The 15,721-nt window shown below is 39.5% G+C and carries 16 protein-coding genes and 1 tRNA gene; 6 read left to right on the plus strand and 11 right to left on the minus strand.

Features of this window, described 5'->3' with window-relative positions:
* Nucleotides 1-206 precede the first annotated feature (206 nt).
* The 4 genes from holA to ACKC4Y_RS08350 form a co-directional block, all read right to left on the minus strand.
* A complete protein-coding gene (holA, locus tag ACKC4Y_RS08335; protein WP_409361266.1) occupies nt 207-1,250 on the minus strand; it encodes a DNA polymerase III subunit delta in 1,044 nt (347 codons plus the stop codon).
* Between the two features lie 4 nt (nt 1,251-1,254).
* On the minus strand, nt 1,255-2,049 hold the full coding sequence (locus ACKC4Y_RS08340; protein ID WP_409361267.1) for an ABC transporter ATP-binding protein: 795 nt from the start codon (nt 2,047-2,049) through the stop codon (nt 1,255-1,257).
* A complete protein-coding gene (locus ACKC4Y_RS08345; protein WP_409361268.1) occupies nt 2,042-2,938 on the minus strand; it encodes an ABC transporter permease in 897 nt (298 codons plus the stop codon). The genes ACKC4Y_RS08340 and ACKC4Y_RS08345 overlap by 8 nt, the downstream gene beginning before the upstream one ends.
* A gap of 63 nt (nt 2,939-3,001) precedes the next feature.
* Nucleotides 3,002-3,982: an ABC transporter substrate-binding protein gene (locus ACKC4Y_RS08350; protein WP_409361269.1), complete on the minus strand. Its 981-nt coding sequence runs from the start codon at nt 3,980-3,982 to the stop codon at nt 3,002-3,004.
* A gap of 189 nt (nt 3,983-4,171) precedes the next feature.
* Here ACKC4Y_RS08350 and ACKC4Y_RS08355 point away from each other — a divergent pair.
* Nucleotides 4,172-4,246: transfer RNA gene (locus ACKC4Y_RS08355), tRNA-Gly, on the plus strand.
* A 676-nt stretch (nt 4,247-4,922) separates the two neighbouring features.
* On the opposite strand, the gene ACKC4Y_RS08360 is transcribed toward ACKC4Y_RS08355, so the two are convergent.
* Genes ACKC4Y_RS08360 through thiD form a run of 4 tightly spaced genes read right to left on the minus strand, consistent with a single transcriptional unit; the run spans nt 4,923 to nt 6,809 of the window.
* On the minus strand, nt 4,923-5,153 hold the full coding sequence (locus tag ACKC4Y_RS08360; protein WP_409361270.1) for a hypothetical protein: 231 nt from the start codon (nt 5,151-5,153) through the stop codon (nt 4,923-4,925).
* A 20-nt stretch (nt 5,154-5,173) separates the two neighbouring features.
* A complete protein-coding gene (locus ACKC4Y_RS08365; RefSeq protein ID WP_409361271.1) occupies nt 5,174-5,371 on the minus strand; it encodes a hypothetical protein in 198 nt (65 codons plus the stop codon).
* Nucleotides 5,358-5,933, minus strand: a complete 576-nt coding sequence (locus ACKC4Y_RS08370) for an NADPH-dependent FMN reductase (RefSeq protein WP_409361272.1) — start codon at nt 5,931-5,933, stop codon at nt 5,358-5,360. Before ACKC4Y_RS08370 ends, ACKC4Y_RS08365 begins: the two co-directional genes overlap by 14 nt.
* Before the next feature lie 12 nt (nt 5,934-5,945).
* Nucleotides 5,946-6,809, minus strand: coding sequence for a bifunctional hydroxymethylpyrimidine kinase/phosphomethylpyrimidine kinase (gene thiD, locus ACKC4Y_RS08375; RefSeq protein ID WP_409361273.1), 864 nt, complete (start codon nt 6,807-6,809; stop codon nt 5,946-5,948).
* Nucleotides 6,810-6,936: 127 nt separating this feature from the next.
* Here thiD and ACKC4Y_RS08380 point away from each other — a divergent pair, with 127 nt between their 5' ends.
* The 3 genes from ACKC4Y_RS08380 to ACKC4Y_RS08390 all read left to right on the plus strand — a co-directional run bounded on the left by ACKC4Y_RS08380 (nt 6,937) and on the right by ACKC4Y_RS08390 (nt 10,459).
* A complete protein-coding gene (locus tag ACKC4Y_RS08380; protein ID WP_409361274.1) occupies nt 6,937-7,743 on the plus strand; it encodes a lysophospholipid acyltransferase family protein in 807 nt (268 codons plus the stop codon).
* Nucleotides 7,744-8,285: 542 nt separating this feature from the next.
* On the plus strand, nt 8,286-9,392 hold the full coding sequence (locus tag ACKC4Y_RS08385) for a D-alanyl-D-alanine carboxypeptidase family protein (RefSeq protein WP_409361275.1): 1,107 nt from the start codon (nt 8,286-8,288) through the stop codon (nt 9,390-9,392).
* Nucleotides 9,393-9,397: 5 nt separating this feature from the next.
* Nucleotides 9,398-10,459 carry a CobW family GTP-binding protein gene (locus tag ACKC4Y_RS08390; RefSeq protein ID WP_409361276.1) on the plus strand — a complete coding sequence of 354 codons (1,062 nt, stop codon included), beginning with the start codon at nt 9,398-9,400 and terminating at the stop codon, nt 10,457-10,459.
* A 425-nt stretch (nt 10,460-10,884) separates the two neighbouring features.
* Here ACKC4Y_RS08390 and ACKC4Y_RS08395 read toward each other — a convergent pair whose 3' ends face one another.
* The 3 genes from ACKC4Y_RS08395 to ACKC4Y_RS08405 all read right to left on the minus strand — a co-directional run bounded on the left by ACKC4Y_RS08395 (nt 10,885) and on the right by ACKC4Y_RS08405 (nt 13,645).
* The gene (locus ACKC4Y_RS08395) at nt 10,885-11,634 is read right to left on the minus strand and encodes a L,D-transpeptidase family protein (protein WP_409361277.1); all 750 of its coding nucleotides are present in this window, start codon (nt 11,632-11,634) and stop codon (nt 10,885-10,887) included.
* Nucleotides 11,635-11,672: 38 nt separating this feature from the next.
* Nucleotides 11,673-12,629 carry an acetyl-CoA carboxylase carboxyltransferase subunit alpha gene (locus ACKC4Y_RS08400; protein ID WP_409361278.1) on the minus strand — a complete coding sequence of 319 codons (957 nt, stop codon included), beginning with the start codon at nt 12,627-12,629 and terminating at the stop codon, nt 11,673-11,675.
* 77 nt (nt 12,630-12,706) lie between these two features.
* Complete coding sequence (locus ACKC4Y_RS08405) at nt 12,707-13,645, minus strand: site-specific tyrosine recombinase XerD (protein WP_409361279.1); 939 nt, start codon at nt 13,643-13,645, stop codon at nt 12,707-12,709.
* A 260-nt stretch (nt 13,646-13,905) separates the two neighbouring features.
* On the opposite strand from ACKC4Y_RS08405, the gene ACKC4Y_RS08410 reads away from it, so the two are divergent.
* Together ACKC4Y_RS08410 and aroB are read left to right on the plus strand one after the other, a co-directional pair.
* Nucleotides 13,906-14,538, plus strand: a complete 633-nt coding sequence (locus ACKC4Y_RS08410) for a shikimate kinase (protein WP_409362178.1) — start codon at nt 13,906-13,908, stop codon at nt 14,536-14,538.
* Nucleotides 14,513-15,646 (plus strand): 3-dehydroquinate synthase, encoded by a 1,134-nt coding sequence (gene aroB, locus ACKC4Y_RS08415; RefSeq protein WP_409361281.1) that lies wholly within the window; start codon nt 14,513-14,515, stop codon nt 15,644-15,646. The genes ACKC4Y_RS08410 and aroB overlap by 26 nt, the downstream gene beginning before the upstream one ends.
* Nucleotides 15,647-15,721: the final 75 nt, after the last annotated feature.

Here is a 15,721-nt window from a genome sequence, read left to right on the forward strand (position 1 = left end):
ATGCAACCTTACTCTATCAACAAAGAAAGTTTGATAATAATAACACCTTTAAAATTCTTTTTATTGGACAGATTAATCGATAAAAATAATGTTAATCTTTTATCAAATGCGCAAAATACCAAAAACAAACAATCATAAGAGAAAAATTTATTTCATAAAACTTTCACGGTTTTAAAATAAATACGCTCCCAATAGAGCTTAATATTTTAAGCCGCCATTCGACGTCGTGCAAAAATTGCCAACCCTAACAAGGCTTGACGAATGATAGCCTCACCCAAAAGCGGATTTTTACGGCTGTCTAAAACAGCATGCTGGATTCGTTCCATTGCATAAGAAATTTGTTCTCCCCCCCAATAGCTCAAGGCACGTTCAACTGTTTTTTTTCGCTGAAAAAAAATTGGCGGCTGTGCTTGAGAAACTGCTGTAAAAACGCTTTTCCCTTCAACATCTACTTGATAACGCAAAAGCTGTAATTGCTGAAAATGCCTCTGCGCAGCACTCAAAATAAAAAAAAGTGTGCTTGGCATACTTGTATATCGGTTAAAATGTGCTTCAAAACTTCGCACATCTCCCAGTAAAATAGCATCAATTACTTCATCTTGAGAAAGCGCACTCACATCACTTACCACAGCTTTCACATCCTCAAGAGCAATATGTGTTTTCTCCAAAGCGTAAAGACAGAGTTTTTCCAATTCACCACGCGAAACAAGATGATCTCCTCCCAAATGATGGAGCAACCACTTGCGCGCATCTAAAGAAAGAGTCATTTTAAAATGACCCAAGACTTCATCAATTAACGCATCAAGAGCACGGATATCGTCCGCAAAACAGGGTAAAGCCATCGCTATCGATGCCGGCTCAATAACATTACGCAACCCTGTCCCTTTTTTGAGATCCCCTGCCTCAATGAGAATAAAGCTTTTTTCTGGTGGTTCTTTAATTAAAAGCTTCAAAGCTGTAAGGAAATTTTTTTGATTGGCACCATTAGACACCCATATCAAACGATCACCCCCAAAAAGCGATAAAGTGCGCGCTTCATCCACCAATCGAGCAGAATCTTTATCAATTTCACCAGCATCAAGACGAACAGTGGAAAAAGGATCTTCTACATCTATCTTTGTGCACTTAATAAAACGCTGTACACGCTCGCAAACAAGACCACGATCAGGCCCATAAATGAGAACAATAGGAAAAGCACGCGAAAAGCGCGTTAGAAAGTGATCAACTTCATGCGCTTTTTTCTGAGCCAAAATATTAATCCATTAAGAGTTCATCATCATCAAGAACTTCACCACGAACCTTTTGGAACATGCCTATGAGATCACTCACATCTAACCCTTTACGTTCTTCTTGACGCACATCCAAAATCACTTTCCCCCCATGCAACATCAGTGTGCGGTCTCCATGATCAAGAGCTTGACGCATAGAATGCGTTACCATAATAGTTGTTAATTTTTTCTCTTCAACAATTTTTTCTGTCAATTGCATGACAAAATCAGCCATTCCTGGATCTAATGCTGAAGTATGCTCATCAAGCAATAAAACATCCGCATGTGCTAAAGTGGCCATAACAAGACAAACCGCTTGACGTTGCCCACCTGACAAACTGTCCATAGGATTATGAATACACGCCTCAAGACCAATGCCTAATTTGGCAATTTCCTCACGAAAAAAGTGCCGCTTTTCATAATTTAAAGCAGAACGCAAACCACGGCGACCCCCACGAAGAGCTGCAAGAGCCAAATTTTCTTCAATTGTTAAAGAACCACAACTCCCCACTAACGAATCTTGAAAAACACAGGCAACTTTCCCAGCGCGTTCACTTACCGATTGCCTAGAAACATTTTGCCCATTGATCACCACTTTTCCTGTCGTGGGAAGAATTGCACCTGCTAAAACACTAAGCAAAGTTGATTTACCAGCACCATTTGACCCAATAATGGTAACAAAACTACCCCGATCAATCTTGAGATTGATATCAATAAGAGCTTGTTTTTCCAAAGGTGTTTGTGGTTTAAAAGTAACTCCAACATGAGAGAATTCAATCATGTTTACGCCTCCCCCAATAGCGTGATACAGCAAGGGTTGAAACCACTAAAAGCGCGGTGATCAACTGAAGATCCGTCGATGTATCAATACCAATCCCTTGTGCCTCAAACGCGAACTGCACTGCCACGCGGTAAAGAACAGATCCAACTATACAGCTGACAATAATCCAAAAAATATTGCGTGTACGAAATAATGTTTCACCAATAATAACAGCAGCCAAACCGAAAACAATCGTACCAGCTCCACCGGTAATATCAGTAGCAATCGCAGTTTGAATATAAAGAGAGCCTCCAAGTGCAACACACGCATTTGAAAGCCCCATGCCAAAATAAATTAACGCCGACGTATGAACCCCTTGTGCTGTAGCCATCCGCGGATTTGCTCCCATTGCGCGCATAGCAAGCCCCATCTCACTTTCTAAAAAGCGCCAAATCAAAAATGCTACAACCAGTAATACAAAACCAACAAAAAGAGGACGTACAAAAATATCAGGCAAGCCAAATATGTCATAAAAGGGGGTTAAAGCAGTATCAGCAAGTGCTAAATTAATATTAGATCCCCCCATAATCCCCATAATACGAAGATTAACTGTATAAAGCGCTGACATTGTTAAAATTGAAGCCAAAAGATTTAAAATACCAAAATGCAAATTCAGCAAAGCTGTTACTAAACCAGCCACCATACCTGCGCAAAAAGCGCATGCCATAGCCGTCCATGCATTGAAACCTAAAAGAATCAAAACACCACAAACACATGATCCAAGAAGAAACGAACCATCAACAGTTAAATCAGGAAAATCTAAAACGCGAAACGAGAGATAAACTCCAATTGCAACAAACGCATAAATAAGACCTAATTCTACAGCACCAGAAAACGCAAATATATTCATCCAAAGAACACCCCCATGAAAACTTAAGTACTTTTATCATATCAACATCATTTTTATGGAAGCTTATTGAATAATCTTTGTAGCGCGTTCAATAACTGCTTGCGGAATAACAATACCAGCTTTTTTAGCTGCTTTCATATCAATACGGATATCATTATTAGCCGCCTGTATAACATCAATATCGCCAGGTTTTTCACCTTTTAGAATACGCACAACCAATTTCCCAGCTTCAACCCCTACGTCATAGAAATTTACGCCCTGCGTCATAAAAGGGCCTCTTCCCATAGAGTTAGAATCAACAGTGAATAAAGGAATATTTACTTCCTGTGTAACTTTTGCTGCTCCCTCTAAAACAGAAAGAACCGTATTATCAGCGGGAATAAAAATGACATCCACTTTACCAATTAAAGCCCGTGTTGCCGCCTGAACATCAGAAGGCTTAGGTGCTGATGAAGGAATGACTTCAATTCCAACTTCATTTGCTACATCTTTTAACATCTTCAATGTTGAAACAGAATTGGCTTCAGAGGCATTATAAAGATAACCAAGTTTTTTCAAATTTGGTTTCACTTCTTGCAAAAGTCTAAGACTTTGCGCAATATCTATACGATCAGAAGATCCTGTTACATTGCCACCAGGTTTGGTAAGAGAAGAAACTATTTTTGCTCCGATAGGATCAGAAATTGCAGCAAAAACAATAGGAATTGTTTTCGTTGCCGCAAGCACTGTTTGTGCTGAAGGCGTGCTAATTGCAACAATCACATCAGGCTTATCACCAACAAATTTACGTGCAATCTGTGTTGCTGTAGAAATATTGCCCTGCGCTGATAAAAAAGTGAGTTCTAAATTTTCACTCTCTTTATAACCACTTTCCGCCAGCGCATCCTCTATCCCTTTGTGGACTTGATCCGCAGCAGGGTGCGACATAATTTGTGTAATTGCCACTTTAACTTTCTCTGTTGTTTTTGCAAAGCTATTCATCGTAAAAATAGCTACAATAGCAAAACACAAACCTATTATTTTAAACCCCGTCACTCTAAACATTGTTGCTCCACCTAAATTTGCAATAATCGCGCAGGGTAATCTATTGAAGAGCACTTTCAAAATCAATCTTTATTTCCATTTTTTTAATATTGAAAAATAATTCACGTTGAAATGTTATTTTTTTGTTGCAATTCGGATAAGCCTACGCCATACAGACAACGTTTGAAGTGAATTGTTTCAAATATATGAGCGGGTGTAGCTCAGGGGTAGAGCACAACCTTGCCAAGGTTGGGGTCGTGGGTTCGAATCCCATCGCCCGCTCCATATTGTAAAGCTCTTGCGACAAGTGTGGTGTCTGTAGCTGTAGCTTTTGTATGTGTGTAGCTTGCCAGCAGGTTTTGTATATTTTGACAGAAAGACCTTTCAAAGAGTATTCAAAGGTCATTTAAAGCCCCTTTAAAATTGAACATACGGCTTTAATCTAAAACAAAGAGTTGCGATTTCATCTTTTCATGTACAGCATTCTATTTGTTGCCATAAAGTAGGCAAATGCAAAATCGTGAGGAAAAAAATCATGATAGCAAAACAAGCGCTCTTAAGCTAAATTCTTGGCAAGTGGCATATCCAACTATACACTGCTGGCAGACTGCAATACTGGAATCACCATCGCCATCACATTTCAACTTTAGCATAATCCCTAAAATCTGACAAAATCTTCCTGATGAATACATAAAACTGTGCTGTCATCTTGCCTTACGGGATCATAACGCTCGATAATAAATTTAAAGTGTATCATTTACAAAACGAATATTAGCTATAAGCACTTCAAGATCAACCCTTCTAGCCAAATACCATGTAAAGTAATTCATTATGAGCGTTCTCTATCAAGCGATCAACAACCGATTTTTATATTGCCCTCTTCATAACAAGTATTTACATTTCAAAAGAATATACAAAAAACTTAAGCTCATTCATCCTATCAAATAATCATAATTTTAATTCATTCACGACCTTTCATTGCATCCAATACCTGTTGACTTATCTCCTGATGGGTAAGCCACTGCCATCCATTTGATGTTGTTTTTCGTCCTAATTTAACAGATATGAAATCAACTTTATTTTTGCGCGCACAATCAACAAGCATTTGATCATGAAAATTGAAACCAAAAATATGAAGAATACATGGGCGGGTGAATGAATCCATAATATGCAATATTTTAGCCCACGCCATTGCGTCACAGTTTCTAAAAATTATCTCTGCGAAGCAGTACAATAATAATCCAACGGCACACACATATAATTTTTTTGCAATACCTCAAGCTGATCCCGATGAGAAAGAAAGCGCGCCGCAATAACCACTTCTTGTGGCTTTAGCGACTGACACAAAGGAGCAAGCATCCCCGTGCCACCTACCACTAAATAACGATATTGCTCATCATTTTTTATCATCTCTCCCAGCTTTCTGGTTTAAAAATGCACACATTTCATGAGCAAGCCGCTCACAACGTGTCCGTACATCTTTGCTTATAACTTTCCATGCACGACCTTCATCATCTGATGCAAAATCCTCTTTGGCCGAAGCGACTTGACATTGTAGTGCATGCCCATAAAGCGTGCGCACCACCGGCAATAAATGTTCACACGGCTGTGCGCACTTTTTAGCTGTACTCCCATGAGAAATAAGCCCCACCGGTTTATTTAAAAAAGCATCATAGGCCAAATGATCAAGAGCATTTTTTAAAACACCCGAATAAGACCCTTGATAAAGAGGACTAGCGAGTATAACACCATCAGCTGCCGTAATTGTTTTAATAAACTGACGTACCGCAGCACTTGGATTAGCCTCTACCTGATGATGATAATCTGGATCAGTAATTGGCAAAGGCTGTTCACGCAAATCAACCCAATGAAGCAATGCACCACGCATCGATAGGCAATCAGCCAAGCAGTTGGCCAAAGTTCTTGTTAACGAGGGTTGACGTATAGACCCCAAAATAATCGCAATATTCAATAGGATTCTCCTTTATCTTTCATCCCATAATTCACAAAAATGGTGGACCGGACCACGTCCTTTTCCTACTTGCAAAACAGTTGAAGCCGCTAAAGTATTATTAAGATAATCTTTCGCTCTTCTTACCGCGCAAATCAAAGGTGTTGTCGGCAAAAGTGCTGCAATTGCAGCTGCAATAGTACAACCTGTACCATGATCATTAGTCGTTATGATACGTGAAGCTTCAAGTGTCACGATACCCTCACAATCACAATAAAGATCTGGACTAGAACAATCGTAATTATCCCCATTTGCGCGTGCAAGGGTGTTCAAATGCCCACCCTTCAAGAGAACAGCGTGACACCCTAGCGCCAAAAGCTGTGGACCATATTGGTGCATAGCATTTAACGACCATTGCACTTCACAACCCAACAACAATGCTGCTTCAGGCAAATTGGGTGTGATCAGAGTTGACAGTGGCACAAGAACATCACGAATAATTGCAATCGCATCAGGTTTTAAAAGGACATCGCCACTTTTTGCTACCATAACAGGATCAAAGACAATAAAACGCGGTTGATAATAAGCTAAACGCTCTGCAATAATCTGCGCAATTTGCGCATTCGCTACCATACCAATTTTAACGGCATCCACATGAATATCTTCAAAAACAGAATCAATTTGGTCGGCAACAAAAGACGCATCTAATGCATGAAAAGCACGCACACCTTGTGTATTTTGTGCAACAACAGCTGTAACCACACTCATACCATAAGTCTTCATTGCTGAAAAAACCTTCAAATCCGCTTGCATTCCAGCACCACCAGAAGGGTCAGTCCCCGCGATAGATAAAATTCGTGGAATAAAAAGAATATCTTCTCTCCCCTGCAACTTCATGAGTCTTTTTTCCTTATGTTTTTATTCAGAAAATAAGTTCCCCAAAAATAGACTTTTGAAAAAAACTAAAGAAAGATGTTTTCTCGTGTAAAGTACGTTATATACACAGTTTCTTTGCAAATATAAAATGGAAAATATAGTGCTTACTCTTCGTTCTCTTCTTTTTACGTTCGCTTTTTATACCACGACTTTTGTGCAAATGATTCTTTATGCACCCTTTTATTTTTTAATGCCACGCAAAAAAGCGTGGATTGTTCCAAAAACATGGGCACGTGTTACGCTCTTTTTGCAAAAATACATTGCAGGTACAAACTATGAAATTGAAGGATTAGAAAATCTTCCCAAAGGAGCCTATATCATTGCTCCAAAACATCAATCCGCATGGGAAACTTTTGGTCTTGTGCCTTATCTTGATGACCCTGCTCTCATCCTAAAACGTGAACTAACATGGATTCCATTCTTTGGCTGGTACATGGCAAAAACACAAATTATTCCAATTAACCGCACAACACCCATTAAGTCCTTGAAAACCATCATACAAAAAGCGAAGGAAAAAGCAAAACAAGGGCGTCAAATTCTCATCTTTCCCGAAGGAACACGTCGACAACCAGGTCAAGAGCCAGAGTATAAATCAGGAATTGTTGCTCTTTACAATGAACTTGGGCTTCAAGTTGTTCCCATTGCGCACAATGCCGGTTTATATTGGCCACGAGGTAATTTTCGCCGTTATCCTGGAACAATTCGCGTTCGTATTCTTCCCCCCATAGACGCTGGTTTAAGCAAACGTGATTTCCTAGACCAACTCATACAAAAAACAGAAAATGCCTGTGATGAATTGCTTTTATTAGCAGCTCAAGATCCTAGCCCTCCACCTATGCCACCTTGTGCTGTTAAAAAGCTTCAACAACTGAGTTCTCATGAATCAGTACATTGATTTATAATAGAGAGTTCAGTCCTTTTCCATATTGAATAGAGAACACCCAATACAGGAATATTTTCTCATTTCAAATTTTCTGATTCAGAATTAAAAAATGTGTGTTTTCACATCACAAGAAAGATTAATATAGGGATAAAAATTGTTTGAAAAAAACTCAATATACTTTTTATAAACCGTCTTATTGCAAAAGTGGGTGCAATATTAAAAGATGAGATTATAATATCTAGGGCGAAATGTCTCTTTAAGCACGACCATGAATAGCAACACGGATGGCGTGCTATTCTTCGTGAGGTAGCATAATCTCACTAAAAAACGCAACCAACAAAAACGTGAGCAGCTTAACAATCTCCATTATTGAAAATATTGTTCTCTATACTTTTAAAACCGTAAAACTGAATTAAAGATGGGTGACGGTTTTTATCGCTGAAGAAAAACTAATACGGTATTAACTATCTCTCTCCTCCGTTATGGACTCAAAGGCATCGTGTGCTACATTAAAATAGTTCTAAATTACTTCAAAAGGAATTGGACTTCACTTAATGCGACAACTCTTCCATAACTTATTTTTTTCTTTCATTTTGAGTTTGACGAGCACCCTCGCTTTAGCTCAACCTTTTCTCTCTGTTGATGTTGCAACTGGACGCATCTTAGAACACAATCAAGCCTTTGAGCGCTGGTACCCAGCCTCCTTAACAAAATTAATGACCGCTTATATTATTTTCCGTGCCATGAGCACAGGGGAAATTTCACCCAACAAACACATCACCATCAGCGAATATGCGGCAAAATCTCCTTCGTATCGCTCAGGTTATAAAGCTGGTTCCGTTCTCACACTTGATACCGCTTTAAGTATAACCATGGTTAAATCCACCAATGATTTAGCCATTGCTATGAGTGAAGCAATTGCAGGATCTCAAAAAGCTTTTGTGCGACAAATGAATGCAGAGGCTCAACGGTTAGGCATGTTTGGAACGCATTTTTCTAATGCAAGTGGACTACCAGACACACAAAACTACTCTACAGCACGTGATATTGCGCTTTTAGCGGTTCAGATTCGTCGAGAATTTCCTCAATACGCTCATTATTTTTCTATTCCAGCCATTGATTTTGGTAGAAAACGAAAAATACAACCCAATTCAAACAATCTCATTGGCCGTTTTGATGGAATAGACGGCATGAAAACCGGCTTTATTTGTGCTTCTGGCTTCAATCTTGTTGCCTCAGCAACCCGTAACAATCGCACGATTATTGCTGTTATTTTAGGTTCTAACAACGTGAGTGAAAGAGAAGAAAAAGCCGCACAATTGCTTGAGACAGGGTTTTTACATAAAGGTATGCCTCAATTAACACTTGCAACCTTAAAACCCTATGGTACCAAGATGAGACAAGTAAGCGATATGAAACAACAAATGTGCTCTCCTGAAGCTATAAAAATGCATGCGAACTCTTATGACGATCAAGGAAAGATTATCCTCACCTCACCTTTTATCACTGCTTCACCTTCTTCTATAATTCCTTTACAAGTACGGCTCATTAGTGCACCAAAGGAACCTAAAACCACAGCAAAACCGCTAAAAAAACTTTACATTCCGCATAAAAAACCAACCAATCGCTCTATAAAAAAGGCAATAAACCACGGTCGATGATAAGCATGAAAATAAAGCGCATTCCACTCACGCTTATTACTGGATTTTTAGGCTCTGGCAAAACAACATTGCTCAATCGTATGCTACGTGATCCTCTTTTGGTTGACTGTGCCGTTATTATCAATGAATTCGGTGAAATAAGTATTGACCATCTTCTGGTAGAAAAAACAACAGAAGGAATTATCGAACTCGCAAATGGTTGCTTATGCTGTAATTTGCGCAGTGATCTTATTGATACATTGACTGATTTAATAAATCGCGTTCAAATGGGAGATCTCAAACAACTCAATCATATTATCATTGAAACAACAGGGATGGCTGATCCAGCCCCTATTTTACAAGCTCTTCTAAGCCACCCACTTTTAACTCAAACATTGTCTATCGGCTCTGTCCTTGCAACATTTGATACATTAAACACGCTTTCCATATTTGAGCGCTATCCGGAAATACAAAAACAGTTAGCACTTGCTGACAAAATTATCCTCACAAAAACAGACCTTACTGATCCCAAAACGCTTTCAAACACGCTCTCTAATACACTCAAAACAATTAATCCTACAGCGCAAATTATAGATGTCCACTCTGACCATTGCTGTGCAAGTTCATTAATAAGTAAAACATTCTGGGATGAAAAAGAAGAAAATACACAACTTAAACAATGGAGCGCCTCTACTCCCCATAATCATGCGCACAACTGGGCCATACGTGCTTTTTCACTAGACTGTGAAGAGCTTATAGATTACGCTACTCTTGATGCTTTTTTAGATCTTCTAAAAAATTTTTATGGTGCAAAATTATTACGGATTAAAGCAATTATCGCATTGCGTGATGACCCGCACCGCCCCCTTGTGTTACACGCTGTACAGACATTCTTCCATTCCCCAAGAAGACTTCCAGCATGGCCAAAAGGAATCATACAAACGCGTTTTATTATCATTGCCGATGGTGTTGAAAAAGAAGAGATACAAAAACTCTTTAATGCTTTTTTAAACAAACCAGCAATAGATACAGCAGACAAAACCGCCATATTGGACAATCCCCTGATTGTTCCAGGAATAAAATTCTAATTTTTCCTGTAATTTTCAAGAAAAAAAATCTTTAATGAACAATACCAGCGCTTTTCGAACAGGCTTTACTATATTGCGCTATAAACACTAGCCTATCATTTGATCTCCTCCTCACCCTAAAGGACGAAAATTCTTATCCCTTATTGATCTGTAATCAGGCTAGTTTTTCTTGAATAGATTCCACCTTTTCTTCATTTATGTGATTCACTTCACACGCTCACTGGAAAAATCTCGTCTAGAGTATTCCATTCAACCATACATTTTTACACTTTGTTGATGCAAAAAACCAAAATCAGACAGAGACAACATCGTATTTTTAATATGCGTGTTATCATACGGAAAGACAATATTTTATAGCATTACAGAGAAAAGAACAAAGCATTCTAAAGAAGTGAAGAAAGCTCCATTTTAAGATAAAATAGGACTTATGGCATTAGAGTACCTGCAGCCTTACCAACGCCATGATTGAAAACGTAACGTTTTTCATAAACATCAACCGTTGGTGGTATACGATTTTCCTCAAAAAAATCATAGCCCTCTTTAAGCATTTCCCAAAATTGATAATGTGGATTGGTACGATGACGCTCCATATTAGCATCAGTCATGCGGAAAGGAAAAGCATGCAACTGAAACTCTCTCTGTCCACCTTTAAAAGCATCCCGCGCAAAAGCATAAATCTGTGCCATATTTTTATCACTCATGGAATAACATCCTGCTGAAAAGCAAGAACCGTGAACCATAAGATACTGTCCTGTGCGGCCATTCGCCTGATCGTAAAGATTTGGAAAACCTATATTAAAGGAAAGATAATATTTTGAATACGGATTCATTTGGTTTGCACTAATAGTATAAAAACCTTCTGGTGTCTGAAGGTCCCCTTCCTTATATTTAGGTCCAAGCTGCCCCGACCATTTACAAATGCCATAGCGAGCCACCAGCACAAAAGTCCCTGAACGAGATTGCTTCCAAATTTCAGCAACATTTTCTTTCTTAAAAAACCGCATCATAATCGGTGCATAGAGGTCTATATTGTACAGAGCCATTCTATTTTGGATTTCTTGCGGCAACGGCTGCTCAACTTTAGCACGAATAGAAGCTGGCAATCTTCCCCCACATGCCGCCAATATTCCAATTACAAACAAAACACATACCCCAAGAAATCTGTTGAATGTCATCGAATAAAACTCCAATCAATCCCCTCACAAAAAATAACCTATGTTAGAGACCGACCAATTTGAAGATATTTTTCCCAACGTTCTTGTTTAAGAGTTTCACCATCTTTGCCAACCATACCTTCCAAAGCAGCAGAGATAATATTGCCTGTTGCCTCAATCGCAGCTTCCTTGCCTCTATGTGCTCCCCCTAAAGGCTCCGGAATAATGCCATCAATAATCTTTAACTGATACAGATCCTGGGCGGTAATACGCATATTCATTGCAGCATCTTTCGCGCGAGCTGGATCACGCCATAAAATAGAAGCTGCCCCTTCTGGTGAAATAACAGAGTAAATTGCGTGCTCCAACATATAAACTTTGTTGGCTGCAGCAATTGCTATCGCTCCCCCTGAACCGCCTTCTCCAATAACAACCGAAACTACAGGAACTTTTAAGCGCAAAGTTGCTGCTGTTGACTGGGCAATTGCTTCTGCTTGCCCCCGTTCTTCAGCACTCACACCAGGATAAGCACCTGCCGTATCGACAAAAGTGAGGAGTGGCAAACCAAAACGATCAGCCATTTCCATGATACGTACAGCTTTGCGATACCCTTCTGGACGTGCAGAACCAAAATTATAGCGTAACCGTGTTTGCGTATCGTAACCTTTTTCTTGGCCTATGTAAGCAACGGCCTCACCTTTAAAGCGAGCGAACCCCGCTTGAATAGCCTCATCTTCAGCAAACTTGCGGTCTCCTGCCAAAGGTGTAACATCACTCAACAATCGTGCAGAATAGTCCATAAAATGGGGACGATCAGGATGGCGAGCCACTTGTGTTTTTTGCCACGGCGATAATTTTTTATAAATATCGCGCAACGCTGTTTGAGATCGTGCTTCAAGACGCGCAATCTCATCGCTCATATCAAGACTGCCTTCTTCCTCAGAAATCTTTTTTAATTCGAGAATTTTCCCATCGAGATCAGCAACCGGTTTTTCAAAATCAAGATAATTATACATTGCACCCAACTTATTTGGTGTAAGTTATACACTTATAATTCACTTTATAAAGTATTTTTCAAAACATTTTCTTCTCTTTACCTAGTCTTCTGCTCATCGGCAAGTGGATGATGCTCATTGACTAAACGATAAAGTCCTGCTTCCAGCACATGTGTATAAATCTGAGTAGTAGTAATATCAGAGTGACCTAACAAATGTTGAACTGCACGCAAATCGGCACCATTTTGCAAAAGATGACTAGCAAAAGCGTGGCGCAACACATGGGGAGAAAAGCTATCATTTTCTATCCCTGCTCTTCTAGCGAGATTTTTCAACTCCCGCGCAACAACTTGACGAGCAATATATCCTGTCTCAGAATGCGCAGGAAAAAGATAAGAACTTGCAGCATCCTTTCCTTGATCACGCAAGTTTAACCACTGTGAAAGAACTTGGCATGCTTTTTTTGATAAGAGCACCATTCGTTCTTTTTTGCCCTTACCACGAACCAAAACGCTATACTCCTTCCTTCGAACAGACTGAACCGGCAAACTCACCAACTCACTAATACGTAACCCTGTTGCATACAGCATTTCAATCAATAGCTGAAGACGCAATGCACGGAAATACCTTTTAGACCCATAATCTGCTTGATTGACTTCTAACTGTGCTAAATCAAGCAATTTTATCACTGCATCTTCACTCATGATTTTGGGCAAAGGACGCCCCTGACGAGGTGCATCAATATCATGAGAGGGATCATCTGCTCTCAACCCTTCAGCATAAAGGAATTGATAAAACTGACGCAAAGTCGATAAACGGCGCGCTTGCGACGATGCCGCAAAACCAAAAGTATGCATAAGCGACAAAAGGGCAATTAAATCTTCTTTTTGTGCTGAAAAAAGCGAAGCAGAATGTGAAGACAATTCGTCTTGTGCCCACTGCAAATCATGCTGATAAGCCGCAAGCGTATGAGGTGAAGCCCCTCTCTCCGCGCTCATCATCTCAAGAAAATGATCTATCACAGCACCACTTTTCATTTCATTGGTTCGCTTCCGTAGAAAGATCCCATGAATCCAAGGGAACATCAATGTACATATCCACAGTTACTGGTTCAACCCAAACCACAAGAGCACCCATTATAATGAAAAGAACAGAAAGCAAAATGAAAAGAATCATCAAAAATCTGGTCAATGTTGGCATAAGATAATAACCTACCCAAAAATATTCTATCTCGTATTATGCCTCACAAAGATTAACAGGAATTGACTTTAAGATGGATAAATGCCGAAATAAAGTTATGAAAAGCAATCGACCAAAACGCATCCCCATAACGCAAATAAAGAATCAGCTCTTATCGTCCCTTGATAAAAGAGCACTTGTACTTGTTGGTCTTATGGGGGCAGGAAAATCAGTGATCGGAAAACGCGTCGCCACCATGCTCCGTTTACCCTTTTATGATTCTGACCAAGAAATTGAAAAAGCTGCGCAAATGACAATCACTGAACTCTTTGAAATTTATGGTGAATCAGAATTTCGTGCTCTTGAACAGCGTGTTATTCTAAACCTCATGAAAAAAAGTCCCCTTGTTTTAGCAACAGGTGGTGGTGCCTACATAAACGAAAATATCCGAAAAGCCATTCACCAAAATGGTATATCCATATGGCTAAAAGTCGATCTTGATATCCTCATGCAACGTGTCTCAAAGCACCAAACACGCCCCCTGCTTCAAACAGCCAATCCTAAAGAAACCATGCAAAAACTCATGGAACAGCGTTATCCTATCTATGCAAAGGCAAACTTAACAATTAACAGTCATAAAGAAAGCCGTCATACCATAGCACAAAATGTTATACGATCTGTACAGCACTACCTATACACAGAAATTAACAATAGGGAAAACCAGCATGCAAACAAAGACCGTCACTGTTAAACTGGACAAACACTGTTACGATATCATCATTGGTCCGAGTCTTATTGCCCAAGCTGCTTCACAGATTAAACATGCTCTTAACAAAAAAGATCCTCATCCAACGCGCTTGGCACTTGTTACAGATACAAATGTTGCTTCCCTTCATTTGGAGATATTACAAGCAGAGTTAACAAAAAATAAAATTCATACTGTCCCTATTATTGTAGAAGCGGGAGAACAATCAAAATCATTTTCAACCCTGCAAGTTGTCATCGATCAAATTCTTGCTGCGCGTTTAGAAAGAGGCGACTGTGTTATTGCTTTTGGCGGTGGTGTCATTGGCGATCTAGCAGGATTTGCGGCAAGTATAATCCGCCGTGGTATGAACTTCATTCAAATGCCCACAACGCTTCTTGCACAAATTGATTCCTCCGTTGGTGGAAAAACTGGAATCAATAGCCAATATGGTAAAAATCTTATTGGTACTTTTTATCAACCGCAATGCGTTATTGCTGACACATGTCTTCTTGATACCCTACCACGGCGCGAATTTCGTGCTGGTTACGCGGAAATGGTCAAATATGGACTCATTAACCAGCCTGATTTCTTTGAATGGCTTGAAAAAAATGGACAAGAAGTCTTTTCTAATGGCCCTATGCGAACAGAAGCTATTGTCCGCTCATGCCAATTTAAAGCTGCCATTGTAGCACGTGACGAACACGAAATAGGAGAGCGCGCACTCTTAAATCTCGGCCATACATTTGGACATATGCTTGAAACAGCAACGGCTTATGACTCAAAGCGTTTAATTCACGGTGAAGCTGTAGCAATTGGAATGGTTCTAGCGCATCAATTCTCTGCTCAATTAAATTTAATAAGCCCCACGCTTATACAACGCATTGAAGCCCACTTCAAATCTATAGGGTTGCCGACACAATTAAAGGATATCCCAGGGAACTTACCAGATGCTGAAACTTTAATGACTCTCATTGCTCAAGATAAAAAAGTTTCTCAAAACAATTTGACCTTCATCTTAACACGCGGACTTGGTCAATCATTTATTGCAAAAAATGTTTCACCAGATGCAGTTTTGACTTTTCTGGAACAAAAATTAGCAGAAATTCGTTAATTCATATTGAATATAATTGATTCGTTTTTATACTTCTATTAAAGATTAAATATGATGATGTCTGCGTAGCTCAGT

Origin of the sequence: Bartonella heixiaziensis (assembly GCF_046245125.2) — a bacterium.
Taxonomy (GTDB): domain Bacteria; phylum Pseudomonadota; class Alphaproteobacteria; order Rhizobiales; family Rhizobiaceae; genus Bartonella; species Bartonella heixiaziensis.

Bases quoted from the DNA above. Each gene is read 5' to 3' on its own strand.
- ACKC4Y_RS08340 (WP_409361267.1), bottom strand. From the start codon at position 2,049: ATGATTGAATTCTCTCATGTTGGAGTTACTTTTAAACCACAAACACCT.
- ACKC4Y_RS08345 (WP_409361268.1), bottom strand. From the start codon at position 2,938: ATGAATATATTTGCGTTTTCTGGTGCTGTAGAATTAGGTCTTATTTAT.
- ACKC4Y_RS08350 (WP_409361269.1), bottom strand. From the start codon at position 3,982: ATGTTTAGAGTGACGGGGTTTAAAATAATAGGTTTGTGTTTTGCTATT.
- ACKC4Y_RS08360 (WP_409361270.1), bottom strand. From the start codon at position 5,153: ATGGCGTGGGCTAAAATATTGCATATTATGGATTCATTCACCCGCCCA.
- ACKC4Y_RS08365 (WP_409361271.1), bottom strand. From the start codon at position 5,371: ATGATAAAAAATGATGAGCAATATCGTTATTTAGTGGTAGGTGGCACG.
- thiD (WP_409361273.1), bottom strand. From the start codon at position 6,809: ATGAAGTTGCAGGGGAGAGAAGATATTCTTTTTATTCCACGAATTTTA.
- ACKC4Y_RS08380 (WP_409361274.1), top strand. From the start codon at position 6,937: ATGGAAAATATAGTGCTTACTCTTCGTTCTCTTCTTTTTACGTTCGCT.
- ACKC4Y_RS08385 (WP_409361275.1), top strand. From the start codon at position 8,286: ATGCGACAACTCTTCCATAACTTATTTTTTTCTTTCATTTTGAGTTTG.
- ACKC4Y_RS08390 (WP_409361276.1), top strand. From the start codon at position 9,398: ATGAAAATAAAGCGCATTCCACTCACGCTTATTACTGGATTTTTAGGC.
- ACKC4Y_RS08395 (WP_409361277.1), bottom strand. From the start codon at position 11,634: ATGACATTCAACAGATTTCTTGGGGTATGTGTTTTGTTTGTAATTGGA.
- ACKC4Y_RS08400 (WP_409361278.1), bottom strand. From the start codon at position 12,629: ATGTATAATTATCTTGATTTTGAAAAACCGGTTGCTGATCTCGATGGG.
- ACKC4Y_RS08405 (WP_409361279.1), bottom strand. From the start codon at position 13,645: ATGAAAAGTGGTGCTGTGATAGATCATTTTCTTGAGATGATGAGCGCG.
- ACKC4Y_RS08410 (WP_409362178.1), top strand. From the start codon at position 13,906: ATGAAAAGCAATCGACCAAAACGCATCCCCATAACGCAAATAAAGAAT.
- aroB (WP_409361281.1), top strand. From the start codon at position 14,513: ATGCAAACAAAGACCGTCACTGTTAAACTGGACAAACACTGTTACGAT.